Annotated in this window: 19 protein-coding genes; all 19 read left to right on the top strand. The window is 45.1% G+C overall.

The genetic code is table 11. From position 1 onward, the window contains the following. Nucleotides 1-29: 29 nt before the first annotated feature. Nucleotides 30-467 carry a hypothetical protein gene (locus tag ACTQ50_RS06415; protein ID WP_441483487.1) on the top strand — a complete coding sequence of 146 codons (438 nt, stop codon included), beginning with the start codon at nucleotides 30-32 and terminating at the stop codon, nucleotides 465-467. Between the two features lie 14 nt (nucleotides 468-481). After that, a complete protein-coding gene (gene hemW, locus ACTQ50_RS06410) occupies nucleotides 482-1615 on the top strand; it encodes a radical SAM family heme chaperone HemW (protein ID WP_441483486.1) in 1134 nt (377 codons plus the stop codon). A gap of 116 nt (nucleotides 1616-1731) precedes the next feature. Then, nucleotides 1732-4569 carry an excinuclease ABC subunit UvrA gene (gene uvrA, locus ACTQ50_RS06405; RefSeq protein WP_441483485.1) on the top strand — a complete coding sequence of 946 codons (2838 nt, stop codon included), beginning with the start codon at nucleotides 1732-1734 and terminating at the stop codon, nucleotides 4567-4569. 130 nt (nucleotides 4570-4699) lie between these two features. After that, nucleotides 4700-5689, top strand: a complete 990-nt coding sequence (locus tag ACTQ50_RS06400) for a rod shape-determining protein (RefSeq protein WP_441483484.1) — start codon at nucleotides 4700-4702, stop codon at nucleotides 5687-5689. A 103-nt stretch (nucleotides 5690-5792) separates the two neighbouring features. Continuing rightward, nucleotides 5793-8069, top strand: a complete 2277-nt coding sequence (gene recD2, locus ACTQ50_RS06395) for an SF1B family DNA helicase RecD2 (RefSeq protein ID WP_441483483.1) — start codon at nucleotides 5793-5795, stop codon at nucleotides 8067-8069. Then, nucleotides 7966-8706 (top strand): double zinc ribbon domain-containing protein, encoded by a 741-nt coding sequence (locus tag ACTQ50_RS06390; protein ID WP_441483482.1) that lies wholly within the window; start codon nucleotides 7966-7968, stop codon nucleotides 8704-8706. The genes recD2 and ACTQ50_RS06390 overlap by 104 nt, the downstream gene beginning before the upstream one ends. 93 nt (nucleotides 8707-8799) lie before the next feature. Continuing rightward, nucleotides 8800-9234, top strand: coding sequence for a hypothetical protein (locus ACTQ50_RS06385; RefSeq protein WP_441483481.1), 435 nt, complete (start codon nucleotides 8800-8802; stop codon nucleotides 9232-9234). Then, nucleotides 9231-10349 carry a hypothetical protein gene (locus ACTQ50_RS06380; protein WP_441483480.1) on the top strand — a complete coding sequence of 373 codons (1119 nt, stop codon included), beginning with the start codon at nucleotides 9231-9233 and terminating at the stop codon, nucleotides 10347-10349. Before ACTQ50_RS06385 ends, ACTQ50_RS06380 begins: the two co-directional genes overlap by 4 nt. A 109-nt stretch (nucleotides 10350-10458) precedes the next feature. Continuing rightward, complete coding sequence (gene cdaA, locus ACTQ50_RS06375; protein ID WP_441483479.1) at nucleotides 10459-11346, top strand: diadenylate cyclase CdaA; 888 nt, start codon at nucleotides 10459-10461, stop codon at nucleotides 11344-11346. Next, nucleotides 11324-12616, top strand: a complete 1293-nt coding sequence (locus tag ACTQ50_RS06370) for a CdaR family protein (RefSeq protein WP_441483478.1) — start codon at nucleotides 11324-11326, stop codon at nucleotides 12614-12616. Before cdaA ends, ACTQ50_RS06370 begins: the two co-directional genes overlap by 23 nt. Nucleotides 12617-12637: 21 nt before the next feature. After that, nucleotides 12638-12901: an HPr family phosphocarrier protein gene (locus tag ACTQ50_RS06365; RefSeq protein ID WP_441483477.1), complete on the top strand. Its 264-nt coding sequence runs from the start codon at nucleotides 12638-12640 to the stop codon at nucleotides 12899-12901. 24 nt (nucleotides 12902-12925) lie between these two features. Further along, nucleotides 12926-15574 (top strand): L,D-transpeptidase family protein, encoded by a 2649-nt coding sequence (locus tag ACTQ50_RS06360; RefSeq protein WP_441483476.1) that lies wholly within the window; start codon nucleotides 12926-12928, stop codon nucleotides 15572-15574. A 281-nt stretch (nucleotides 15575-15855) separates the two neighbouring features. Then, complete coding sequence (locus ACTQ50_RS06355; RefSeq protein ID WP_441483475.1) at nucleotides 15856-17430, top strand: GH25 family lysozyme; 1575 nt, start codon at nucleotides 15856-15858, stop codon at nucleotides 17428-17430. Nucleotides 17431-17535: 105 nt separating this feature from the next. Beyond that, on the top strand, nucleotides 17536-18090 hold the full coding sequence (gene rfbC / locus ACTQ50_RS06350; RefSeq protein WP_441483474.1) for a dTDP-4-dehydrorhamnose 3,5-epimerase: 555 nt from the start codon (nucleotides 17536-17538) through the stop codon (nucleotides 18088-18090). Between the two features lie 10 nt (nucleotides 18091-18100). Next, on the top strand, nucleotides 18101-18916 hold the full coding sequence (locus ACTQ50_RS06345; RefSeq protein WP_441483473.1) for an ABC transporter permease: 816 nt from the start codon (nucleotides 18101-18103) through the stop codon (nucleotides 18914-18916). Between the two features lie 112 nt (nucleotides 18917-19028). After that, nucleotides 19029-20285: an ABC transporter ATP-binding protein gene (locus tag ACTQ50_RS06340; RefSeq protein ID WP_226819636.1), complete on the top strand. Its 1257-nt coding sequence runs from the start codon at nucleotides 19029-19031 to the stop codon at nucleotides 20283-20285. 3 nt (nucleotides 20286-20288) lie between these two features. Then, nucleotides 20289-21215 carry an SAM-dependent methyltransferase gene (locus tag ACTQ50_RS06335; protein WP_441483472.1) on the top strand — a complete coding sequence of 309 codons (927 nt, stop codon included), beginning with the start codon at nucleotides 20289-20291 and terminating at the stop codon, nucleotides 21213-21215. Further along, on the top strand, nucleotides 21215-22450 hold the full coding sequence (locus ACTQ50_RS06330) for a hypothetical protein (protein WP_441483471.1): 1236 nt from the start codon (nucleotides 21215-21217) through the stop codon (nucleotides 22448-22450). Before ACTQ50_RS06335 ends, ACTQ50_RS06330 begins: the two co-directional genes overlap by 1 nt. Before the next feature lies 1 nt (nucleotide 22451). Next, complete coding sequence (locus tag ACTQ50_RS06325) at nucleotides 22452-24926, top strand: glycosyltransferase family 2 protein (RefSeq protein ID WP_441483470.1); 2475 nt, start codon at nucleotides 22452-22454, stop codon at nucleotides 24924-24926. Nucleotides 24927-24996: the final 70 nt, after the last annotated feature.

The raw sequence follows: 24996 nt of genomic DNA, 5'->3' as shown, positions 1-24996 counted from the left end.
CCAGCCAGTATCTGACACGGAGGTATCAGATGAAAGCAAAAATACGTATTCTGATAAGAAGAATAAAGAGAAGTTTAAAAAAGAACCGTGAACAGTGGATCAAAGGCGGTATTCTGGCAGTGATCCTGCTGGTGATCGTGATTTTTGCAGGCAGCTGTGCATGCAGCAAAAAGACGGTGAAGGCACCGGATGCGGCCTCCCAGGGTGTGATGAAGATCACTCCCATTCCAAGTCCTACTCCAACCCCAGTGCCGCGCCAGGTAAGTAAGGATGCGGTTGCACAAAGCGGCAGCGTGACCATGGTAAACGAGTATCTGGTGCAGAAAGCAGAGGGAAAGACTTCTGGAAATGCTAAGACGGACAGTGTTTCTGCTGCACAGGATAACACATCAGATGGCACTTCTGATTCAGCAGATAGTGCAGAAGATACATCTGAAAGTGACAACAGCGACAGTTCTGAAGAATAAAGGGGAAAATCAGAATGGGAAGAAAGAAGAATGGTTTAGAACTGTATCTTCATATCCCGTTTTGCATAAAGAAATGTGATTATTGCGATTTCCTGTCAGGTCCTTCTACAAGGGCCGGGCAGGAATCTTATATTTATGCACTTTTACGGGAAATAGAGGCAGTTTCCAAGCTGGAAAAACGTCCGGTGGATACAGTGTTTATTGGCGGCGGGACGCCCTCTGTGCCGGAATGCGATGTGATGGAAAAACTTTTGCAGGGGTTACAGGAGAACTTTCGTTTTTCTCCGGATGCAGAGATTACCATTGAAGCAAATCCAGGGACACTGACACCGCAGAAACTGGCTCTTTACAGAAAATATGGAATCAACCGGATCAGCATCGGGCTACAGTCTCCAAAAGATGAAGAATTGAAAATGCTTGGAAGAATCCATAATTATGAGCAGTTTCTGGAGAGCTATCAGATGGCGAGAGCGGCAGGCTTTTCCAATCTGAATATTGATTTAATGTTTGCAATTCCGGGACAGAGCTATGAAGGCTGGATCGAAAATCTTCGAATGGTGGCAGAGCTTGGTCCGGAGCATATTTCCGCGTATAGCCTGATCGTGGAAGAGGGTACCCCTTTTTCCAGGAGAAAATTGGACCTGCCGGATGAAGATACGGAATACCGGATGTATGAGGACGTGGCGAAAGTTCTGGGAGAGTATGGCTATCACCAGTATGAGATTTCCAATTATGCAAAAGAAAACCGGGAATGCAGGCATAATGAAGGATACTGGCAGAGAAAGGATTATCTTGGGCTTGGGCTGGGAGCTGCTTCCCTGACTGGAAATGTGCGCTTTACTAATACTACGGATATGCAGGAATATCTGGAAAAAAGCGGTACTCCGGAGCTGATGAGGAAAGACCGGGAGTTTCTTACACAGGAAGATGAGATGGCAGAATTTATGTTTCTGGGGCTTAGGATGACAGATGGTGTGTCTAAAACAGAATTTCAGGAATATTTTGGGACTGCTGTTGAGAAGATATATGGGGAAGTGCTGGACAAATATAAGCGGCAGGGAATGCTGGTGGAAAAGGATGACAGGATTTTTTTATCCAGGACAGGGATTCTTGTGAGCAATGCAGTTATGGCAGATTTTTTGTTGTAAAAGAGTTTTTTGAGTTTATAAAAACACATTGACGAACACATGTTCTTGTGGTATTCTTGAAGAAAACATTAACTGGAAAACAGGTATAGATATAGAAAAGATACATGGAGGAACAGATGGCAGCAGAGAATAAGAAACAGTTTATCAGAATAAGAGGGGCCAATGAGAATAACCTGAAGAATCTCAGCGTGGATATTCCAAGGGATAAGTTCGTGGTGCTTACCGGACTGAGCGGTTCTGGCAAGTCCTCACTGGCATTTGATACCATTTATGCAGAGGGACAGAGAAGATATATGGAGTCTCTTTCTTCTTATGCCAGACAGTTCCTTGGACAGATGGAGAAACCGGATGTGGAGAGCATTGAGGGACTTCCCCCTGCTATTTCCATTGATCAGAAGTCTACGAACCGTAATCCGCGGTCTACAGTGGGAACTGTGACGGAGATTTACGATTATTTCCGTCTTTTATATGCCCGTGTGGGGATTCCTCACTGCCCCAAGTGCGGGAAGGTGATCGCTAAGCAGACGGTTGACCAGATGGTAGATCAGATCATGGAACTGCCTGAGAGAACGAAGATACAGCTTCTTGCTCCAGTGGTGCGGGGACGTAAGGGTACCCATGCAAAATTGCTGGATCAGGCCAGACGCAGCGGTTATGTGCGCGCGGAGATTGATGGAAGTGTGTATGAGCTTTCTGAGGCAATTACCCTGGATAAGAATATTAAGCATACTATTGCCATAATTGTAGACCGTCTGATCGTGAAACCAGGGATTGAGAAGCGACTGACGGATTCCCTGGAGACCGTACTGAATCTGGCAGATGGCCTGGCCGTGGTTGATACCATGGATGGAAATTATATGAATTTCAGCCAGAGCTTTTCCTGTGCGGACTGCGGAATCAGCATTGATGAGATCGAGCCGAGAAGCTTTTCCTTTAATAATCCATTTGGTGCCTGCCCGGAGTGTCTGGGACTTGGCTATAAGATGGAGTTTGATCCGGATCTGATGATCCCGGATAAGTCTCTCAGCATTTCTGAGGGCGCTATTGTGGTGATGGGCTGGCAGTCCTGTACGGATAAGAACAGCTTTACCAATGCAATTCTGAACGCTCTTTGCCGGGAATATGGATTTGATCTGGATACGCCTTTCCAGGATTATCCCAAGAAGATACAGGATATTATCCTGTACGGCACTGGCGGGCATTCAGTAAAGGTTTATTATAAAGGACAGCGTGGAGAGGGAGTCTATGATGTGGCCTTTCCAGGCCTGATCAAGAACGTGGAGCAGCGCTATAAGGAGACCGGTTCCGAGGCCATGAAGCAGGAATACGAGAGCTTTATGCAGATCACCCCGTGTACAGCTTGCAAGGGACAGCGTCTGAAGAAGGAATCTCTGGCTGTCACTGTTGCAGATAAGAATATTTATGAAGTTACCAATATGTCCATTGATAAGCTGAAGGTATTTCTGGCAGAAATGCAGTTGTCTCCGCAGCAGCAGTTGATCGGAAAGCAGATTCTTAAGGAAATCAGGGCAAGGGTAGGATTCCTGGCCGATGTTGGTCTGGAGTATCTTTCCCTGGCGCGTGCCACAGGTACCCTGTCCGGTGGTGAGGCACAGAGAATCCGCCTTGCTACCCAGATTGGCTCCGGGCTGGTAGGAGTTGCTTATATTCTGGATGAGCCCAGCATTGGTCTTCACCAGAGAGATAATGATAAGCTTCTGGGAGCCTTGATGCATTTGAGAGATCTGGGAAACAGCCTGATCGTAGTAGAGCATGATGAGGATACCATGCGTGCAGCGGACTGTATTGTGGATATTGGTCCTGGAGCCGGAGAACACGGTGGAAAACTGGTGGGAATGGGTACGGCAGAGGAGCTGATGCAGAATCCGGATTCTATTACCGGCGCTTATCTTAGCGGAAGACTGAAGATCCCGGTACCGGAAGTGCGCAAGACACCTACTGGATTTCTGACGATCAAGGGTGCCGCAGAGAACAATCTGAAGCACATTGACGTGGATATTCCGCTTGGAATCATGACCTGCATCACCGGTGTTTCCGGTTCTGGAAAGAGTTCTCTCATCAATGAGATCCTTTACAAACATCTGGCAAGGGAATTGAACCGGGCCCGTGTAATTCCTGGCAAGCATGATGCCATTCTTGGAGTGGAGCAGCTGGATAAGGTAATTGCCATTGACCAGTCTCCGATTGGACGTACGCCAAGATCCAATCCTGCTACCTATACTGGTGTGTTTGACCAGATTCGTGATCTTTTTGCTGCTACAGCAGATGCTAAGGCGAAAGGATACAAGAAAGGCCGTTTCAGCTTTAATGTAAAGGGCGGCCGCTGTGAAGCCTGCAGCGGTGATGGAATTATTAAGATCGAAATGCATTTTCTGCCGGATGTCTATGTTCCCTGTGAAGTCTGCAAGGGCAAGCGCTATAACCGTGAGACTCTGGAAGTGAAATATAAGGATAAGAGCATCTATGATGTGCTGAACATGACGGTGGAGGAAGCGATGACGTTCTTCGAGAATGTTCCGTCCATCAGAAGGAAGATCGAGACACTGTATGATGTAGGATTATCCTATATTCGTCTTGGGCAGCCGTCCACTACGCTTTCCGGAGGAGAAGCACAGCGTATCAAGCTGGCGACAGAGCTTAGTAAGCGCAGCACTGGCAAGACGATCTATATTCTGGATGAACCGACGACCGGACTGCATTTTGCAGATGTGCAGAAGCTGGTGGAGATTCTGCGCAGACTTTCTGACGGTGGAAATACCGTTGTAGTAATTGAGCATAATCTGGATGTGATCAAGACCGCGGATTATATTATTGATATCGGTCCGGAGGGTGGAGATGGTGGCGGAACGGTAGTGGCTAAGGGCACTCCCGAGGAAGTTGCAAAGAATCCGGCTTCCCATACAGGACGGTATGTTGCGAAATATCTGAAGTAAATAAAGGTTCCTATTTACTTCGCGAACAGGAATCGTGAACAGGAACAAATAAAACCTCTTTCCAATTAAGTTATTTTTGTTTATAATAGTGTGAAGAATATATTTGCATATAGACAGAAAGGGGATTTAAATGCCTGCCAGTGATATTGGAATTGACCTGGGAACCAGGAACAGCCGGGTATATTCCACTGGACGGGGGCTGGTACTCAGCGAGCCGTCTGTAGTGGTTTATGATAAAAATTCAGAGAAGATAAAAGCAATTGGAGAGGAAGCCAGACAGATGACTGGACATGCTTCCTCGAATATGGAAGTGATCCGTCCTATCCGTCAGGGCGTGATCGTAGATTATACCGTCATGGAGAAGATGCTGAAATTTTTTATTTCCAAAGCTATGGGAAGACATTCCTTCCGAAAGCCAAGGATCAGTATCTGTATTCCAAGCGGAACTACTGAAATCGAGAGAAAGGCAGTTGAGGAAGCTACCTATCAGGCTGGAGCAAGAGAGGTTTTTCTTGTGGAAGAACCGATTGCGGCAGCGATTGGTGCAGGGATGGATGTGACCAAGCCTTTTGGGAATCTCATTGTAGACATTGGAGGAGGAACCACAGATGTAGCCGTGATCTCCATGGCAGGATCTGTTGTGTCTGCTTCCGTAAAAGTAGCCGGAGATAATTTTGATCAGGCTATTATGAGTTATGTACGAAAGAATCACAGCCTTTTTATTGGTGAAGAAGCTGCTGAGAACATTAAGATAAAAATCGGAACTGCCTGCCAGGAAGCTTCCCCACGTACACTTGAAGTGAAGGGAAGAAATGTGATCACTGGTCTTCCTAAGGTGGTGACGCTTACATCCGAAGAAATCCGTATTGCATTAAAGGATGCCACCAATCAGATCGTGGAAACGGTACATGGAGTATTGGAGAAGACTCCGCCAGAACTGGCTGCGGACATTGTAGACAGAGGTATTGTACTGACCGGAGGCGGGGCAATGCTTCACGGAATGGACACGCTTATTGAGCAGAAGACTGGCGTAAGTACACTTACGGTACAGGATGCCATGTCTGCAGTCGTGGTGGGAACCGGGAAATATGCGGAAGTCATTACACGGATGGAAGAATAGTGATGTTGCTGGTTGGTGACATGTCCGTTTTGGTAAAAAAGGGTGCTGCGTATGCAGTGCCCTTTGTGAACTATATAGAATTACTGCAGCAGGAGAGAAGCGAATGAGCGAGAAAGTTACAGGATACATAGACCATGTCATCTTCCGCAATGAGGAAAATGGATATACCGTCATGGTGATGAAGACTCCGGATTCGGAAGAAGAACTGACTTGCGTAGGGACATTCCCTGATATCACCCAGGGAGTGACCATTGAGGCGGAGGGGCAGTTTTCCCAGCATCACGTATATGGAAGGCAGTTTCAGATCCATTCCTATGTGGAGAAAGCGCCGGAAGATACCCAGGCCATGGAACGCTATCTGGGATCTGGTGCGATCAAAGGTGTTGGAGTGGCTCTTGCTGCAAGGATTGTGAGATATTTCGGAGAAGACACATTAAGGATTGTAGAGGAAGAGCCGGAGAGGCTGGCAGAAGTAAAGGGAATCAGTGAGAAAAAGGCCAGGGAGATTGCTTCCCAGGTGACAGAGAAAGCAGATATGCGGAAAGCGATGATGTTTCTTCAGAAATATGGCATCTCTCTGAATCTTGGGGCGAAAATTTATCAGAAATACGGTCAGTCTGTGTATAGTGTGCTCCAGGAAAATCCATACAGACTGGCTGACGACATCAGCGGCGTTGGATTTAAAATTGCAGATGCCATTGCTTCCCGTATAGGAATTCATGCAGATTCAGATTACAGAATCCGAAGCGGCATGCTGTATACTCTTCTCCAGGCTTCCGGGGAAGGGCATATTTATCTTCCTAAGGAAGAACTGTTTGCACGAGCCTCCCAGCTGCTTCGGGTTGATGTTTCCTATATGGAAAAACACCTGATGGATATGGCAATTGACAGGAAGCTGGTTTTGAAGGATTCAGAGGGGGTTACTCTCGTATATCCCAGTCAGTATTACAATCTGGAATTGAATACTGCAAGGATGCTTACGGAACTTAATATCCGATATCCTCAGGATGAGCAGATGATGGAGCGCAGAATTGCCCAGATTGAGAAGGAAACAGGCACAGTTCTGGAAGAAATGCAGAAGAAAGCAGTAGTGGAGGCTGCTGGAAATGGACTTTTTATTCTTACAGGAGGTCCCGGAACCGGTAAGACTACCACTATTAATGCAATTATACGCTTTTTTGAAGGCGAAGGTGCTACCTTACGTCTTGCTGCGCCTACAGGACGGGCTGCCAAGCGTATGACAGAAGCTACCGGGTATGAGGCCCAGACCATTCACCGTCTTCTGGAACTGAATGGGGTGCCGGATGATGACAGCAGGGAGACACAGGGAGTTCATTTTGAAAGAAATGCGGAGAATCCTCTGGATACAGATGTGATCATTATTGATGAAATGTCTATGGTAGATATTTTTCTGATGCATTCTTTACTTCTTGCGGTAACGGCAGGGACCAGACTTATTTTAGTGGGTGATGAGAATCAGCTGCCAAGTGTGGGACCAGGAAATGTGTTGAGAGACATTATCCGAAGCGGAGTTTTTCCTGTTGTAGAACTGAAGAAGATTTTCAGACAGGCATCCCACAGTGATATTGTGGTAAATGCCCATAAGATACATAATGGAGAGCAGGTTTCCTTGGATAATAAGAGCCGCGACTTCTTCTTTCTGAAAAGATATGACGCGGACATTATTATCCGCGTGGTAATTGCTCTGATCCAGGAGAAACTGCCGAAATATGTGGATGCCAGACCTTTTGAAATACAGGTCCTTACACCTATGAGAAAGGGACTATTAGGAGTAGAGCGTCTGAATCAGATCCTGCAGAGATACCTGAATCCTCCTGCCGCAGATAAAAAAGAAAAAGAGATCGGGGAACGCCTTTTCCGTGTTGGGGATAAGGTCATGCAGATCAAGAACAACTATCAGATGGAATGGGAAGTACGGGGAAAATACGGAATTCCTGTGGAAGAAGGCGTTGGCGTATTTAACGGAGATACCGGTATTTTGAGGGAGATTAACGAATTTGCGGAGACTGCCACAGTGGAATTTGAAGATGGCCGTTTTGCAGATTATTCTTTTAAACAGCTGGAAGAACTGGAGCTTGCCTACGCGATCACCATACATAAGTCCCAGGGCTCGGAATATCCGGCAGTGATCCTGCCTCTCCTTTCCGGTCCGAAGATGCTGATGAACCGTAATCTTTTGTATACAGGGGTTACGAGAGCAAGAAAATGTGTAACCGTAGTTGGAAGTGAGGAGACTTTCGGGGAGATGATCCGCAATGAGAAGCAGCAGAAGCGCTACAGCTCTCTTGGCACAAGGATACAGGAGCTTTCTGGATCTGTTGTACCCAAGACGGTGTCCCCTATGTCACAGAATTCTTAGAGAACATCACGAATTGATCTGTCCGGACTGTGCCAGGGACATCAGACCTATATCGGGTCCAAGATGCTACAAATGCGGAAAGCCGGTACGGGAGGAAGAAGAATACTGCCGGGATTGTCAGAGCCATCCTGGTGTCTTTGACCAGGGAAGAGGCATTTTCCTCTATGATGACCGGATGAAATACTCCATAATGAAATATAAATATTTTGGCTGCAGGGAATACAGCCGTTTCTATGGGAAAGCGATGTACCTGTATGGAAAGGATCTGCTGGTACTTTGGCAGCCTCAGATGATCGTGCCGGTTCCACTTCACTGGAGAAAGCAGAAGATAAGAGGGTTCAACCAGGCTGAGCTTCTGGCAAGGGAACTGTCCCGCTACACAGGGATTCCTGTGAATACCCGACTTCTGAAGAAAAACCATGCCACCAGATCCCAGAAGAAGCTGGATGCAGCCGGAAGAAAACAGAATCTGAAGGAAGCTTTTCAAGTGGTGGGAAATCCTGCAGGAAAGCGTATTTTGCTTATTGATGATGTATATACTACTGGAAGTACTATGGATGTGGTGTCAAGGGCTCTTCTTGGGAAGGGCGCGTCCCATGTATTCTTTTTGACATTATGTATTGGAAGGAACAGGTAAAAAAACACTTTTCATGCCATGGGATATATGATACAATCATCCTGTATGAGTATAGCTTTTCAGCTTTTAAAGAAATGCATAAGGAGCCCATTTATGATAAACGAAGAAAAAGTAAAGATAATGGACCGGCTTGCTTTATATGAAAAACAGGAAGGCAGAAAATATCTTCCGGTGAGCAAGTATTACAGAAGTGATTATATCGGTCTGGCACTGATCAAGAATTTCTTTCTTGTAACAATTGGATATGGATTGATACTTGCTGTGATCGCAGCATATAATCTGGAGTATCTGCTGGATAATGTTCATAAGATGGATCTGATCTCTCTTGGAATCGTAGTTCTGGCAGGATATATAGGCGTGTTGGCAGTGTATTCGGTACTGACATATATCCAGTACACCGTGAAGTATCACAATGCCAAGAAGAGCGTGAAGCAATATTACACACAGCTTACCAAGCTGGAGAAGATCTATACTCGTGAAGAAAAGAAATTCGCAGGACGTGAAATGTCAGGAGGATATAGAAAATGACAGCATTGCTTGAATTAAAGCAAAAAATTAAAGGAATGTACGGACAGTATGAAATGTATATCCTGCCTGTAATGAAATTTGTGTTAGCACTGGTTTACTTCCTGTGGATCAATGCAAATATGGGATATATGTCACGGATCAATAATGTATTTCTTGTACTGATCCTGGCGTTGATCTGCTCTATTTTACCATCTTCCGCTATGATGTATATTGGATTTGTGCTGATCCTTGTACACAGCTATGCATTGGGAATAGAAGTTGCGGCATTTATGCTTGTGCTGATCCTGCTGATGCTGATCTTTTTCCTGAGATTCAGCGGTGAGCAGAATGTAACTTTTGTATTTACCCCACTTTCCTTTGCATTCAGTCTTCCGGCACTGCTTCCTATTGGAAGTGGATTGATGGAGAGCAGCTTATCTGCTATCCCGGCTGGCTGTGGTGTAGTTATGTATTATTTTATCCGCTTTTTAAGATCCCAGTCCACAATTCTTGTGAATCCGGATCTGGAGATGACAGATAAGCTGCAGATCATGGCCGATGGTCTGGTGCAGAACTGGGGAATGTGGATTGCAGTTGTTGCGTTTGTGGCAGTAACCCTTCTGGTACATCTGATCCGTACCCGTTCCTTTGATCATGCATGGAGGATATCCATAATTACAGGCGGCGTAGCTTATGTGTTTATAATGCTGGTTGGAAGTTTTGGAATGAGCCTGAATGCAACTGTTGCAATGGTTCCACTTTTGATTTGTACGATTGCTGCAGTGCTTCTTGCACTGATCTTGGAATTCTTCGCATTTGGCGGGGATTACAGCAGAGCAGAGCGTCTGGAATATGAAGATGATGAATATTTCTACTATGTAAAAGCCGTTCCGAAAGCTTCTGTTGCAACATCTGAGAGAAGCATCAAGAAAATAAATGCAGAGCCTGTACGGGAAGAGAGAAAGGCAGAGGAGAATACAGCCACTTATGCGAACCCAATCTTCCGTCAGGATGAGAAACCGAAGAGAAAGAAAGTTTCTCCGGCAGCAGACAGAAAGCCGAGACAGGCTGAGAAGCCGGCTGCGAAGGACGTTGATTTTGAGAAAAAGCTTGAAGAATCCCTTAAGGATCTTTGATGTTACTGCTGTGGAGAGAGCGGTAACTCTTTAATAGGAAAAGGTTACCGGGGAGATTGTCCGGTAACCATTTTGCTATAAAGTCTTTGAAACAGGAAAGGAGTACACTATGCAGGATATGGCAGTCAGATTATCAGGATATTTGTCAAAACTTTCCCTGCCCAGTCTGGGAGTTACAGACATACTGGAGATTGCCTTGATTTCCTTTTTTATTTATCAGTTTATGGTGTGGATCAAATTTACCCGCGCTTATACACTGTTAAAGGGAATCCTGGTGGTACTTCTTTTTATTTTATTTGCCTATATTCTGAAGATGAATACCATCCTCTGGATCATTAAGAACCTGTCGACCATACTTCTTACCAGTGTTGTTGTTATTTTCCAGCCCGAGCTCAGGAAAATGCTGGAGCAGCTGGGTCAGAAGAAGATCATGGCCACTATTTTGCCTCTTGATTCTGGCAGGGAGGTACAGGAGAGATTTACAGATAAGACGATAAATGAGCTTGTGAAAGCATGTTTTGACATGGGCGAGGTGAGAACCGGCGCCCTGATCGTGATTGAGCAGAATATTCGGTTAAGTGAGTATGAGCGTACTGGAATCAATATGGACGCAGTACTTACCAGCCAGCTTCTGATCAATATTTTTGAGCACAATACGCCGCTTCATGACGGAGCAGTTCTTGTGCGCGGCAACCGAATTGTGGCAGCCACCTGTTATCTGCCCCTTTCAGACAATATGGAACTGAGCAAGCAGCTTGGAACCCGCCACAGAGCAGGCGTGGGCATTAGTGAGGTAAGTGATTCCCTGACTATCATTGTATCAGAAGAGACTGGTCAGGTTTCTGTAGCCCAGAATGGAATGCTGACCAGAGGACTTACCAGTGCGGAACTCAGATCTGCACTGATCAAGGCACAGAACAAGAAGGTTGTCAATAACAGTAAACTGCGTCAACTGTTGAAAGGGAGAATGAAACATGAAGAAGGCAAAGCTGACTAGGAATTTTAGCTTAAAGATCATGTCGGTTTTCATTGGATTTCTGATTTGGTTTATTGTAGTAAATGTAGATAATCCGGTTTCCAGCAAAAGCATTACAATTGCAGGAGATAAGGTGGAACTTCAGAACACAGCTTATGTAGACAGCGCAAACATGATGTGTCTGCAGGATGATGATCCGGATCCGATCCGGGTTACCATTACGGGTGAGAGAAGACTGCTTACCAGGATCACGCAGGCGAATATTACACTGACTGCAGATCTTCAGCAGGCTGGAAGCCTGGACACAGATCCGGTTATGGTTCCGATTACAGCATCCTGCCCGGGAATCAGTCCGGAGAATATCAAGGTGACACCCCAGTACCTCAGTGTACGGCTGGAAGAGAAGGTAACACAGGAATTTCTGGTTAATGTAAATTACGGCTCCAGTCAGCCTGGAAAGGGATATGAAGTAGGTTCCCAGACTGCAAGCCCTGAGAAAGTTAAGATTACAGGACCGAAGTCCCTGGTGAATAAAATTGATAAAGTAAATGCGACAGTTGATGTTGATGGCAAGACAAAGGATTTCTCGGAGGAAGCTGAACTGAATATCATTGATAAGAATCAGGACAGCCTTGCTGGAAGAATGGCTTATCTTACGATAGATAATACCAAGGTCGTAGTTACGACTAAATTCTGGAAGATCCGCACGGGAGTGAATATTGGAGCCAATTATGTGGGTGTGCCTGCGGATGGATATCAGGTAGAGAGTGTTACAACTGTTCCAGATACCATTAGTATTGCAGGAACCGATGAAGCGTTGGAAACTCTGAAACAGAATGATAATACCATCTGGATCGGCGGGACGGACATTGATATTACCGGAGAGACGGCTGATATTGAGAAGAAAGTCAGTCTGAAGGATGTACTTCCGGATGATGTGAAACTGACAAATGGAACAAGTGAGGATGTATGGGTGAAGGTAAGCATTCTTCCTGTTGGAAGTCATTCATACGGTTTACCGTCCAATCAGATCACTGTAGATAATCTTGACAGCAATCTTCTTGTGACGTTTGGAACAGATAAGATCGAAATCCGTGTGAAAGCAACAGATGGAGATCTTGATGACTTTAACATTGATGAAGTGAAGGCATCTGTTGACCTTGCGGACATGGGTGTGGGAAGTTATCAGATTCCAGTTTCCGTGAAATTGCCTAAGGGTTATGAGCTGTTGGATGACGTAGCTGCTGACGTGACCATATCGGAGGTTTCAAATTCAGACTCAAACGGATAAAACAGATAAGGGAGTGAAACTATGGTAAGCGAAAAAGTAAGGGTGAATAATCCTTCCGGACTTCATTTACGCCCGGCTGGAATCCTCTGTAAGGAGGCTATGAAATATAAATCTCTTATAACATTTCAGTACAATGGCGGTTCAGCCAACGCCAAAAGTGTTCTCAGTGTGCTGGGAGCATGTGTGAAATGTGGTGATGAGATCACGATATTTTGTGAAGGCGATGATGAAGTGGAAGCACTGAGAAATCTGGTAACCGTCATCAACAATGGACTTGGCGAGTAAGTTTTATTAAGGGGAGGCATAAAAGTGAAAAAGAGAGTTGCAGCCGCATTTTTAGGCGTTATGTTAAGCGTTTCCATGGGGCTTGAAGTTCCTGCCGCAGCTTTGGATGCAGGTTTTGAATCTGGCTTTACATCCGAGCAGGCAGGAGAAGAGCAGCCGGAAGCCGATGGCACCCAGGAGGTACAGCCATCAGATAATGGAGAAAGCACTGGAGATAATAGCTCAGATGTACCAGCATCTGATGACCAGCAGCCACAGGAAGATGTAAATAGTGGAAATACAGAGGATGTCGTTTCAGAGGAAGATGGATTTTCCGATGGATTTATTTCCGGGGATGATGTCAGTGAAGCGGGGGATACAGATCCTGCCCAGGATTTTGGAAGTGATGTCCAGAACATTCCAGATGCAAGTCAGACCGCAGCTGTTGATGAAACAGTGCAGGCTGATGCATCTGATGGAATCTTTAACTGGAATGAGTGGGAGCAGGTTGCTGGTGGTTTCCGCCTTCGTAAGAAAGCTGTAGCTGTAGCCACTGCCGCAGTTCAGGCATCTGATGTTCAAAATACAGATGCAGTAGAGGGTGAGTTTGAAGATACAGAAGCGGATGCAGAGGTACAGTCTGAAGCAGGCGCTGAGGAGAGTGCAGAGGCTGTTGGTACAGATCATACAGACGCAGCACCGCTCAGTTTTCAGGACCAGTATTATACTGCAGCAGATGGAATCGTAGAGATCACCACAAGAACAGAGACAGGAGCGGTCCATACAGGATCCTATCTGTTTGATGCAAATGGAATCCTTGTTACAGGAATCAAGAATCTGAATGGTACAGAGAGTACCAATGGCAGAGTGGGAGAGTTTTATTTTACTGCAGCTGATAAGGCAGAAGCATATGCAGAATTTGCTGGCAAGGGTCCTGCATTAGTACCGTGGAAGACTACAATTGGCCAGATGCAGAAGAACTTCTGGCTGTGGAGCAAGGATAGCGGTAATTTCCATTATTATGGAGCTGACGGCAAGGCAATGACAATTGCCCAGCTGGATCAGGCTGCAAAGACTAATAATACGTATACCGGATATTACAAAATTGACAACGAATACTATTGTCTGGATGCAAACGGTAAACCGCGCACAGGTGATATTACACTGACCGCAAAGGGAACGACTGCACAGTATTATTTCATGCCTGCAGCAAATGCCCAGGAGATTCCTGGCAGAATGTTCCGTGATGGATGGAAGAGCTTTCAGACCAGTGCTGGTGAGCAGTGGAAATATTATGATTCCGGTGAACTGAATAGTGCAAAAATGGGACAGCTTCTGGTTCACGGAATTATGGCTTCTGATCTGGATGGACGCAAGGATGCACAGAAATCCTACCTGATTGACAGCAAGGGCTATCTGATCAAGAGCACCATGAAGAAAGCTGCTGATGGCAACTACTATCTTACAGATAAATACGGCAGCATTTATAAGAACCGGATTGTTACATATAAAAAGAAGAAATACTATGTAAATGAGAACGGTGTTAGAGCCAACTGGAAGAAGAGCTGGCACCGCTGCCCGGGAGCTGGAAACAGAATGTATTATTTCGGCTCCAGCGCTGGTGTTATCGTGAAGAAAACAGGCTGGCAGAAAGTAACTGTAAAAGGTAAATTCTATGGCTGGTTCTTATTCAATAAGAATGGAAATCACTATATAAACCAGATGAAGAGCGGATATTACTTCAAAGAGGATGGAAGACTTGCAAGTGGTATCACTGTGATCAATGGTAAGAGCTATTTCTTTAAACCATCTACTTCCAAGAAAAGAAACGGTAAGATGGTTAAGAACCAGATGTTCGTCTACAAGAAAAAGACCTACTTCGCAGCATCCAATGGTGTACTCCGTAAGAGCGGCTGGCAGAAGATTGATGGTAAATACTATTACTTCAAAAATATGAATGTTGTAAAGAACACATTCATTAAAAAAGGCAAGAAATATGGCTATGTAGATGCAACTGGTAAATTTACCACTGGCTGGGTTGTGGTAGATAATTCCAAGAACCTGGTGAAATATATTAACCCGGATAAGAAGGGATTTGTAACCAACACTTCCAAGAGAATTGGCGGCAAGTTATATTACTTTGACAAGAACGGATACAGGATCAACGATCTGACCAATATTTACAAAGGACCATACACTGTAGAGGTTGACCGTGTAAATGGTGTAATGACAATTTACGCAGATTCTGCCCGCACCATTCCGGTTAAATCTATTCGAGTTTCTGTTGGAAATCCTGGAACACCAACACCTACCGGAAAATATACGCTGACAAGCTACAGTAGATGGCAGCCTCTTATGGGACCATCCTGGGGACAGTACGGTACCCATGTAAATGGCGCTGGACAGGGAGGCATCTTTGTTCATTCTATTGCATGCGGATCTGCGAATAGTTATAATCTTCCGGTAAGTGCCTATTACAGACTGGGAAGCCCGGCATCCCATGGATGTATCCGTACCTGCGTAGCAGATGCGAAATGGGTATATTATAACTGCAATGGTTCCACTATTTATATCTTCGATGGTAAGTATAAATCAGACGAAGTCTTCAAGGGACCGCTTGGACGCCGCGCAATTGTACCGCTTAAGGGAACCAAGAACGGAGGATATTATGATCCTACCGACCCGGCAGCATAAAGCTGGAGCCGTTTTGCACAGACTCATCTAAAGTTTGGTATGATATCAGACATAAAAATATAAAAAAGGTGCTGAAAAATTATCAGTTTTGATGATTTTTCGGCGCCTTTTCTATGTTTTGGAGAATAACGTTGAAATTTGAAAAGGGAAACTGTATAATAACAAAGTAACACATTTTTAACATCTTGTGTTACTGGGGAGATTATGAACCGAAACCAGTAACCTATCTTTTGTTAAATGAGGGGAAGCCTGGAATTACAGAAGGGCGATCGGGAGGAAAAATGAATAAATGGAAAAAGTGGCTGTCAGTCAGTCTGTTGACTGCTATGCTTGGAACTGCTGGTGTCGCAGGGGCAGCCGTAGAAGTCAGTGCCAATGCAGGAAACAGACCATCTTCAGGAGTAGAGAATCTTTCACCAAATGAGCAGGTACCCAGTGTGGGTTCTTCCTCTGCGAAGAAAGTAAGCCCAAATGCATGGAAGAAAATAGACGGCGTCTGCTATAATGGAAGCGGGAAAGTAATAGAGAATGCCATCACAAGAGGAATTGATGTTTCCGAATGGCAGGACAAGATCAACTGGGCAGAAGCTAAGAACGATCTGGATTTTGCTTTTATACGTATTTCCTATGGAACGAAACATCTGGATAACTATTTCGATTATAATATGACACAGGCAGAGGCAGCAGGGGTTCCAGTTGGAACTTATGTATACAGTCTTGCCAAGACCAATAAAGAGGCGCTGGCAGAAGCGCAGCTTGCCATCAGACAGATGCAGGGGCATAAGGTGTCCTATCCGGTTGCCTTTGACCTGGAAGATGAGAAAACACTGGGAACCTTGACGAAGAAGGAAGTTTCCCAGATCGCACTTACTTTCTGTGATGAGATCCGTAAAGCAGGATATACTCCTATGCTTTATATGAACCTGAACTGGTATAACAATTTTGTGGACTGGAGTGTTCTGGAAGGTTCCGGGCTTGATGTATGGATTGCAAGCTATGGGGACACGATACTGGCACCAAGCACAAGCAAGTATAAATATACCATTTGGCAGAGTACCGCTGGAGACGAAGTACCAGGAATGATCGCTACGAAGAATCTGATCAGCGGCGTTGCCAAAGAGAATAACGTTGATGTGAACTTTGGGTTTGTAGATTATACCACCAGAATTGTTCCAAGATGGACTGCCCAGGAAGGGTATACTGCTGCTACAGAGCCCTTATATGCTGATCCGAAAGTATATGTGAACGGCTGGAAAACTGTCAGCGGAAAGAAATATTACTACGAGAATGATGTAAAGGCTACTGGATGGAGAGAAATCGGCGGTAAGTATTATTACTTCAGTGTCAAGGATGGACATTTATGTAAGAATACCGTGATCAAGACAGATGGTACTGCTTATTACGTAAATAAGAACGGCGTACGTATCAAAAATAAAGTGGTAACCAAGAGCGGTAAGACCTATTATTTTGGCTCCGACGGTAAGGCTTTAACAGGTGTTCATAAGCTGAATAAGAAATATTATTACTTCAGTCCTGATACATTCTACATGCTGAAAAATTATAAGTATGTGACACCAGCTGGCACTATCTATTATTTTGATAGTAAGGGCGTCCGGGTGAAGAATAAATTTGTGACGATAACTGAAAATGGAAAGAAAAACACCTATTACTTCGGTTCCAATGGAAAGGCCTATAAAGGCTGGCACAAAATAAAAGGTAAAAAGTACTATTTCTACAAGGGCACCGGCGCCCAGGCTGGTGTTCGTGCACAGAGCGTCCGCCTCACAAGCAGCAGCGGTATTGTATCCGTGTTTAATAAAAACGGTGTTTGCAAGAAACAGTACAAGCTTAGTTAACTATTTGCTGAAAACAGATCATGATTACCTATTTGTCGGTAATCAGTCTGTTGGAAGCAGTAAATTTATAGCTTTTCTATGAATATATGATAAGGAGAAACAAAAATGGGAAAAATTAAAGTAACAAACTGTGACGATATCGAAGGATTAAAAGTAATTGAACCAACTGTATTTGGAGATTCCAGAGGTTATTTCATGGAGACTTACAATTACAATGACTTCAAGGATGCCGGAATTGATGTAGAATTCGTACAGGACAACCAGTCCAGCTCCCGCTATGGAGTTCTCCGCGGCCTTCATTTCCAGCTGAACTATCCTCAGGATAAGCTGGTCCGTGTGGTAAACGGAGAAGTATTTGATGTAGCAGTTGACCTAAGAGAAGGTTCCAAGACCTATGGAAAATGGTATGGCGTTGTTCTTTCCGCAGAGAATAAGAAACAGTTCTTTATTCCAAAGGGATTTGCTCACGGTTTCCTGGTTCTCTCTGAGAATGCAGAATTTACCTACAAGTGCTCCGATTTCTATCATCCAAACGATGAGGGCGGTCTGATCTGGAACGATCCGGATATCAATGTTCAGTGGCCGATTCCGGAAGGCATGGAGCTGATCTTCTCTGACAAGGATCAGAAATGGGGAAGCTTCAAGGAATTAAACAGATAGGAGACTGCAGATGCTTAAGTCTATTTTATCTCTGCCGGCGGATTTATACAAAAACCGCCGGCTGGTTATGAAGCTGGCCAAAAACGATTTCAAAACCAGGTATGCAGGTTCCTATTTCGGAACCTTCTGGGCGTTTGTTCAGCCAGTGGTAACAATTCTGGTATATTGGTTTGTATTTTCAGTGGGGTTCCGGTCCAATACAGATGAGCTGGGAGTCCCTTTTGTGCTTTATCTGGTAGCTGGGATCGTGCCCTGGTTTTTCTTTTCAGATGCCCTTTCAGGAGGCTCTAATGCCCTTCTGGAATACGATTACCTGGTAAAAAAGGTGGTATTCAATATCAGCGTTCTTCCAGTGGTAAAAATTATTTCCGCTGCATTTGTCCATGGATTTTTTATCCTTCTGGCAATTGTACTCTATATGTGTAACGGAAGATTTCCAGACTGGTATTATCTTCAGATCATCTATTACAGTATCTGTGTATTTGCCCTTGTACTGGGCCTGTGCTATGCCACAAGTGCGGTTGTCGTACTTTTCCGTGATCTTAAGCAGGTGATCAATATTGGTCTGCAGGTAGGCGTGTGGCTGACTCCGATCATGTGGGTAGCAGAGAGTATGATCGGGACAAACAGCATTATCTATAAAATTCTTCAGCTGAATCCCATGTTTTACGTAGTTTCCGGATACAGAGATGCCTTCATTATGAAACGCTGGTTTTTCGAAAGACCATTGTGGACTTTATATTTCTGGATATTTGCAATTTGTTGCTTCCTGCTTGGAAACTGGGTGTTTAAGCGCCTTCGCGTTCATTTTGCAGATGTTCTGTAACAGGGGATTCCTGGGTTCATTACGGAGAATGAGAACAAAGAATTTAGTCATGCATGATGCAGCAGACTGTCGGCTGTGAAGAGAACGACAGTCACAATAGAAAGGAAACAACGTGGAAACAAAAAATGCCATTGAAATAAGAAATCTGTCCAAAATGTATAAGCTCTACAATAAGCCCCTGGACCGTCTGGTGGATTCCCTGGGACTTACCAGAAAGAAGCTTTATAAAGAGCATTATGCGTTAAGAGACATTAATTTTGATATCGGTGTTGGGGAATGCGTTGGTATTATCGGCACCAATGGATCTGGGAAATCTACGATCCTGAAGATCATTACAGGCGTACTTTCTCCTACCGGGGGAAGCATTACCGTAAACGGAAGGATTTCCGCGCTTCTGGAGCTGGGAGCCGGTTTCAACCCCGAGTATTCCGGTTTGGAGAATATTTATCTGAACGGTACCATGATGGGCTTCACGGAAGCAGAGATTGATGCAAGACTGGACGATATCCTCAGCTTTGCTGATATCGGTGAGTTCGTCCACCAGCCGGTGAAGACCTATTCAAGTGGTATGTTTGTGCGCCTTGCCTTTGCTGTGGCTATCAATATCGATCCGGAGATCCTGGTGGTAGATGAGGCACTTTCAGTAGGAGATGTATTTTTCCAGTCCAAATGCTATCACAAATTCGAAGAGTTTAAGAGACAGGGGAAAACCATTCTGTTTGTAAGCCATGATCTGGGAAGCATTTCCAAATACTGTGACCGCGTCATTCTTCTGAATCAGGGAGAGATGCTGGATCAGGGAACTCCTAAGGCAATGGTGGATATGTACAAGCAGCTGCTGGTCCGCCAGAATCCGGTGAAACAGGCACAGATGAACAGTGCCATAAGAGAAAGCCAGAAAAAGGGCTTCCAGATGAACCCCAATACACTGGAATACGGGGAAAAACAGGCGGAGATCGTAGATTTTGTGGTGATCGACTCCAAGGGCTTACAGAGTAATACCATTGAAAAAGGCACCACCTTTAAGATTAAAATGCGCATCCATTTTAATGAAAGCATTTTGCAGCCGATCATGGCCTTTACCTTCAAGAATATCCAGGGAACCGAGATCACAGGAACCAATACCATGTATGAAGGGGTGAATGTGGAGAACACAGAGCCTGGAAGCGAGTGCGTGGTTACCTTTGAGCAGAAAATGGACCTTCAGGGCGGCGAATACCTCCTTTCCTTTGGCTGTACCGGTTATCAGAACGGAGAGTTTACCGTGTTCCACCGCTTATACGATGCATGTAATATAACTGTAGTTTCCATAAAGAACACCGTTGGATTCTACGATATGAATTCCAAAGTGCAGATAGAGGAAAAATAAGATATGCAGGAAAAAATCGGAAACGTAACATTAGATTATGAATTTTACCCAGGCAGGGATCTGTACAGCGATGGACCAGTGGAGGAAGAGCTTCTGGAGATTGCGAAGAATTACAGGGAGGAAGATCTGAACCAGGTGATCGCCAGGAGAAACAGCTGGCCGGTTCTCTACCATTTTTCCCATATCCGCCAGAATATTGTGGAGTGGCTTCCCATTACAAAGAAAGATAAAGTCCTGGAAATCGGTTCCGGCTGTGGCCCCATCACAGGCGTCCTTGCGAAAAAGGCGGGAAGCGTAACCTGTAATGACCTTTCCAAAATGCGCAGCACCATCAATGCTTACCGAAACCGTGACTGCGACAATGTGAAGATCATGGTGGGAAATTTTCAGGATGTGGAGAGCAGTCTGACGGAAGTATATGATTACATTACCCTGATCGGTGTTTTTGAATATTCACAGGGATACATTGGAACGGAGCAGCCCTATGTGGAGATGATCCGCCGTATTGCCCGCCACCTGGCACCGGGAGGCAGGCTGGTGATCGCCATTGAGAACCGCCTGGGCTTGAAATACTGGGCTGGCTGCACAGAAGATCATGTGGGCAAATATTTTGAAGGTCTGGAAAATTATCCGGAAACAAAAGGGGTAAGAACTTTTTCCAGAAAAGAGCTGTCTGATATTATTGCCCAGGCAGGTGATTTTAAGACCACCTTCTATTATCCATATCCCGATTACAAATTTCCGCTGACCATCTATTCGGATAAACGACTGCCGAAAAAAGGGGAACTGAAGGATGATTTCTGCAACTTTGACAGAGCCAGACTTCATCTGTTTGACGAGGGAAAGGTTTATGATTCCCTGACAGATGCGGATCTTTTCCAGGAATTTTCCAACTCATTTCTGGTGCTTGTGGAAAGGAAGGACAGCTGATGAGAGAGATTATTTTCAGCAAATACTCCAATGAAAGAGACCGCCGCTTCGCCATCCGCACCGATATTCTGGAGGAAGATGGAAGAAGATGGCTTGAGAAAACCCCTTTATATCCGGAAGGGAAAGGACATATAGAGAACATGCTCCAGTGGAATCAGAAACTGGATGCACTGTATCAGGCAGTTCCTTTTGTAAGCAACAAATGCGAAACTGGAGAGGGCTGTGTGAAGCTGGAATATCTGGAGGAAGAGAATCTGGCAGAGTATCTGGATGACCTTCTGGAGAAAGGCAGGGAGAAAGAGGCGGAGCAGAAGCTGACGGAATATCTGGAAAATGTTCAGAAAATCCACAGCCAGAAGCCTTTTTCCATGACCGAAGCCTTTGAGAGAGTATTTGGAAAAGTAACTCTGCCGGAGAATCTGACCTGTGCAGAGATAATGAATATTGACATGATCTGTGACAACGTGCTGCTGACCAGTCCCTATACTATTCTGGATTACGAGTGGACCTTTGATTTTCCAGTTCCCTGTGAGTTTGTTCTTTACAGGATCATCCATTATTACATCCAGACGCACAGCGTGAGAAGAGCCCTGGATGAGGAAGGATTGTATGGGAAATTTGGCATTACAGAGGAAGCAAGAGAGAGCTTTTTCCAGATGGAAAAGAGTTTCCAGGCATATATTACAGGCCGCCATGTGCCTATGAGAGAAATGTATGCAGATATGACGCCTGGAGTTCAGTACGTGTCCCAGACAAATGCCGGCGCCTTGCAGGTATTTTTCGGAGAAAAGAGAGGCTGCTATCAGGAGAAAAATTCCGTAAAGCGTTATATGATCGCAGGAAATGCCAGATGTACCCTGGAACTGCCAGAAAAATGCCGGTTTATCCGGTTGGATCCGGGAGATGTTCCCTGTTCGGTACGCCTTGATGAGATTTCTTTTGACGGGAAATCTGCTTCTTTAAAAGGTGTGGAGACACCAGATGGGGCAATTTTTGGATACTGGGCATTTCTGGCAAGACTGGATCCCTGCATTGCAGACATTCCAGTACCAGCTGGTGCGAAAACCCTCACGGTGAGACTGGAAATCTGCGAGGAGAACGTTGATATGCTGAATCACGTCCGCGTCCTTGAGCACAAGAACCACAGCTTACTGCAAAAAGTGGGAAATCGTGCAAAAAAAGCAGCACGCCGCATCAAAAAGTCTTCAGGCGGCGGGAAAAAGAAAGGAAATTAGAATGAGTCAGAAGGTAATGCTGGTAGAAAAAGAGCGGTTTCTTTTAAATGACAACAGCAAATACATGATTACCGGAAAGGTTCCAAAGGAAGCTGAAATAGAGTGCTATTTAGATGGCACCCGTCTGAATACGGAAATCAATACAGCCCCGGTGATGTCTGTGGTTATGCGGGCTGTGGAAGTGCAGAATCCAGGTGGAAAATGGGTGGAAGTGCTGGTTTCTCTTCCGGAAAATCTGGAAAGCTATAAGAAGCTGGAAGCATATGCCCTGTCTGGCGGTCAGAAAACTCTGTGGTATAAGATAGGGACAGCAGAGCTTCTGAAAAAAAGAGGAAAACCCCAGTATTTTGTAGACAGGGAAACCATTCTGGAGGATCAGAACATGATCGTCGTTACCGGATGGGCTGCTGGCAAAACACATCTGCAGTTGAAAATGTATGATGAGAATAAGGCTCCTCTGAAAACGACAGTGAAGTGGACCACAAGAATGGATGTGGCAGAAATGTTCCGCGAATGTGAGGTTGGAAAGGACTGTGGATTCCAACTTCGTGCCGAGAATATTTCCGGAAAGAAGCTGTATCTTGTGATACAGGATGAGGAAAAGAATAAAGCGGTCTATCCTATTGGATTATCGAAAGCGGAGCGTTTTAAGGCGAAAGCGAATATTTACAGCAAAAAAGCAGTATCTGTTTTCCGCGCCAACGGTATTTCCTCTGTACTGCAGAAATCCGTAAACAAGATCAAAAAAATGCGTCAGGGTGACGGGCTTTACCATACCTGGCTGAAGGAGAATCCCCTTACGAAGCAGGAACTGAAAAGGCAGAGAGAAACGGTTTTTAAAGAAAATATCAAGTTCAGCCTTGTAGTGCCTCTTTATAAAACGGAGAAGCATCTTCTGAAGGCCCTTATAGATTCTGTCCAGGCGCAGACCTACAGCAACTGGGAGCTTTGTCTTTCTGACGGAAGCGGAGCAGATTCCCCGATCCGGAAGACTCTGGAGGAGTACCAGAGAAAAGATCCCAGGATCAAAGTGGTTTTCAATGACAGACAGCTGCAGATTTCCGAGAATACCAATGCAGCCATTGGAATCGCTACCGGAAATTACATTGCCTTTGCAGATCATGATGATACCCTGTCGGAAGAGGCATTTTATCAGATGGCAATGGAGATTTCTTCTCATCCGGAAGCAGATCTTCTTTATTCTGATGAGGACATTATTGATATAAAGGGACGCCGTCTGTATCCCCATTTTAAGTCCGATTATAATCCGGACCTGCTTTGCTGCGTGAATTACATTTGTCATCTGGTTGTTGTAAAGAGGGAGCTTCTTGACCGGGCTGGACTTTTACGTCCTGAATACAATGGTTCCCAGGACTATGATTTCCTTCTTCGCTGCACAGAGCACACAGAGAGCGAAAATATCCGCCATATTCCGAAAATCCTCTATCACTGGAGAAGTCACGAGGGCTCCACAGCTGGAAATCCGGATGACAAGCCTTATGCAGTGATTGCAGGAGAGAAGGCACTGGCTGGACATTATGAACGTCTTGGAATCAAGGCTTCGGTAGAATATACTGGCTGCCCGGTTGTTTTCCGAACCCATTTTGAGATTCAAGGCAATCCGAAAGTCTCCATTCTGATCCCAAATAAAGATCATACAGAGGATCTGGACAAATGTATCACTTCCATTATGGATAAGAGTACCTGGAAAAACATCCAGATCGTTGTGATCGAAAATAACAGTGAGAAAGCAGAAACCTTCCAGTATTACGAAGACCTGGAAAAGCGTTACTCTCAGGTAAAAGTGGTAAAATGGGATGGCACGTTTAACTATTCCGCAATCAATAATTACGGTGCCAAGTATGCAGATGGAGATTATTTTCTTCTGCTAAACAATGACACAGAGGTGATCACCCCAGAGTGGCTTGAGAGCATGGTTGGTTATTGCCAGAGAGAAGATGTAGGTATCGTAGGTGCAAAGCTCCTTTACCCGGACAATACGGTTCAGCACGCTGGTGTGGTAGTTGGAATCGCCGGATTTGCAGGACACATCCTCACCGGTTATGACCGCAATGCAGTTGGCTATCTGTGGCGATTGATCACCACCCAGGACGAAAGCGCCGTTACCGGTGCCTGCCTGATGGTGAAGCGGAGCGTATTCGAAGCACTTCACGGCCTAGATGAAAGCTTCGCCGTAGCCTTAAACGACATTGACTTCTGTCTACGTGCCCGTGCCCTTGGAAAGAAGGTCATCTTCACCCCGGATGCCTGCCTCTACCACTACGAATCCAAGTCCCGCGGCTTCGAGAACACCCCGGAGAAAAAAGCCCGCTTCGACAAAGAAGTAGCCCATTTCCGCGCCCGTCACAAAGAATTCCTGAAAACAGGAGATCCTTATTATAATCCAAATTTAAGCATTGTAAGAGGAGATTGTGCATTCAGAATGGCTTCTGAGAAGAAAGATGAAGTGATATAATTGCTATTTTGTGTGCTGAAATACCAGTCAGTACACAGCATGGCAATACAAAACCCCAGCCTGGGTTCGT

This window comes from Blautia sp. Sow4_E7 (genome assembly GCF_052116245.1).
Lineage (GTDB): Bacteria > Bacillota > Clostridia > Lachnospirales > Lachnospiraceae > Blautia_A.
Note: the sequence above shows the minus strand (reverse complement) of the source record. Positions and strands in the feature narration are given on the sequence as shown.

What these genes read in the sequence shown, in the direction of transcription:
- ACTQ50_RS06415 (WP_441483487.1), top strand. Translation starts at nt 30, where the DNA reads ATGAAAGCAAAAATACGTATTCTGATAAGAAGAATAAAGAGAAGTTTA.
- hemW (WP_441483486.1), top strand. Translation starts at nt 482, where the DNA reads ATGGGAAGAAAGAAGAATGGTTTAGAACTGTATCTTCATATCCCGTTT.
- uvrA (WP_441483485.1), top strand. Translation starts at nt 1,732, where the DNA reads ATGGCAGCAGAGAATAAGAAACAGTTTATCAGAATAAGAGGGGCCAAT.
- ACTQ50_RS06400 (WP_441483484.1), top strand. Translation starts at nt 4,700, where the DNA reads ATGCCTGCCAGTGATATTGGAATTGACCTGGGAACCAGGAACAGCCGG.
- recD2 (WP_441483483.1), top strand. Translation starts at nt 5,793, where the DNA reads ATGAGCGAGAAAGTTACAGGATACATAGACCATGTCATCTTCCGCAAT.
- ACTQ50_RS06390 (WP_441483482.1), top strand. Translation starts at nt 7,966, where the DNA reads ATGAGAAGCAGCAGAAGCGCTACAGCTCTCTTGGCACAAGGATACAGG.
- ACTQ50_RS06385 (WP_441483481.1), top strand. Translation starts at nt 8,800, where the DNA reads ATGATAAACGAAGAAAAAGTAAAGATAATGGACCGGCTTGCTTTATAT.
- ACTQ50_RS06380 (WP_441483480.1), top strand. Translation starts at nt 9,231, where the DNA reads ATGACAGCATTGCTTGAATTAAAGCAAAAAATTAAAGGAATGTACGGA.
- cdaA (WP_441483479.1), top strand. Translation starts at nt 10,459, where the DNA reads ATGCAGGATATGGCAGTCAGATTATCAGGATATTTGTCAAAACTTTCC.
- ACTQ50_RS06370 (WP_441483478.1), top strand. Translation starts at nt 11,324, where the DNA reads ATGAAGAAGGCAAAGCTGACTAGGAATTTTAGCTTAAAGATCATGTCG.
- ACTQ50_RS06365 (WP_441483477.1), top strand. Translation starts at nt 12,638, where the DNA reads ATGGTAAGCGAAAAAGTAAGGGTGAATAATCCTTCCGGACTTCATTTA.
- ACTQ50_RS06355 (WP_441483475.1), top strand. Translation starts at nt 15,856, where the DNA reads ATGAATAAATGGAAAAAGTGGCTGTCAGTCAGTCTGTTGACTGCTATG.
- rfbC (WP_441483474.1), top strand. Translation starts at nt 17,536, where the DNA reads ATGGGAAAAATTAAAGTAACAAACTGTGACGATATCGAAGGATTAAAA.
- ACTQ50_RS06345 (WP_441483473.1), top strand. Translation starts at nt 18,101, where the DNA reads ATGCTTAAGTCTATTTTATCTCTGCCGGCGGATTTATACAAAAACCGC.
- ACTQ50_RS06335 (WP_441483472.1), top strand. Translation starts at nt 20,289, where the DNA reads ATGCAGGAAAAAATCGGAAACGTAACATTAGATTATGAATTTTACCCA.
- ACTQ50_RS06330 (WP_441483471.1), top strand. Translation starts at nt 21,215, where the DNA reads ATGAGAGAGATTATTTTCAGCAAATACTCCAATGAAAGAGACCGCCGC.
- ACTQ50_RS06325 (WP_441483470.1), top strand. Translation starts at nt 22,452, where the DNA reads ATGAGTCAGAAGGTAATGCTGGTAGAAAAAGAGCGGTTTCTTTTAAAT.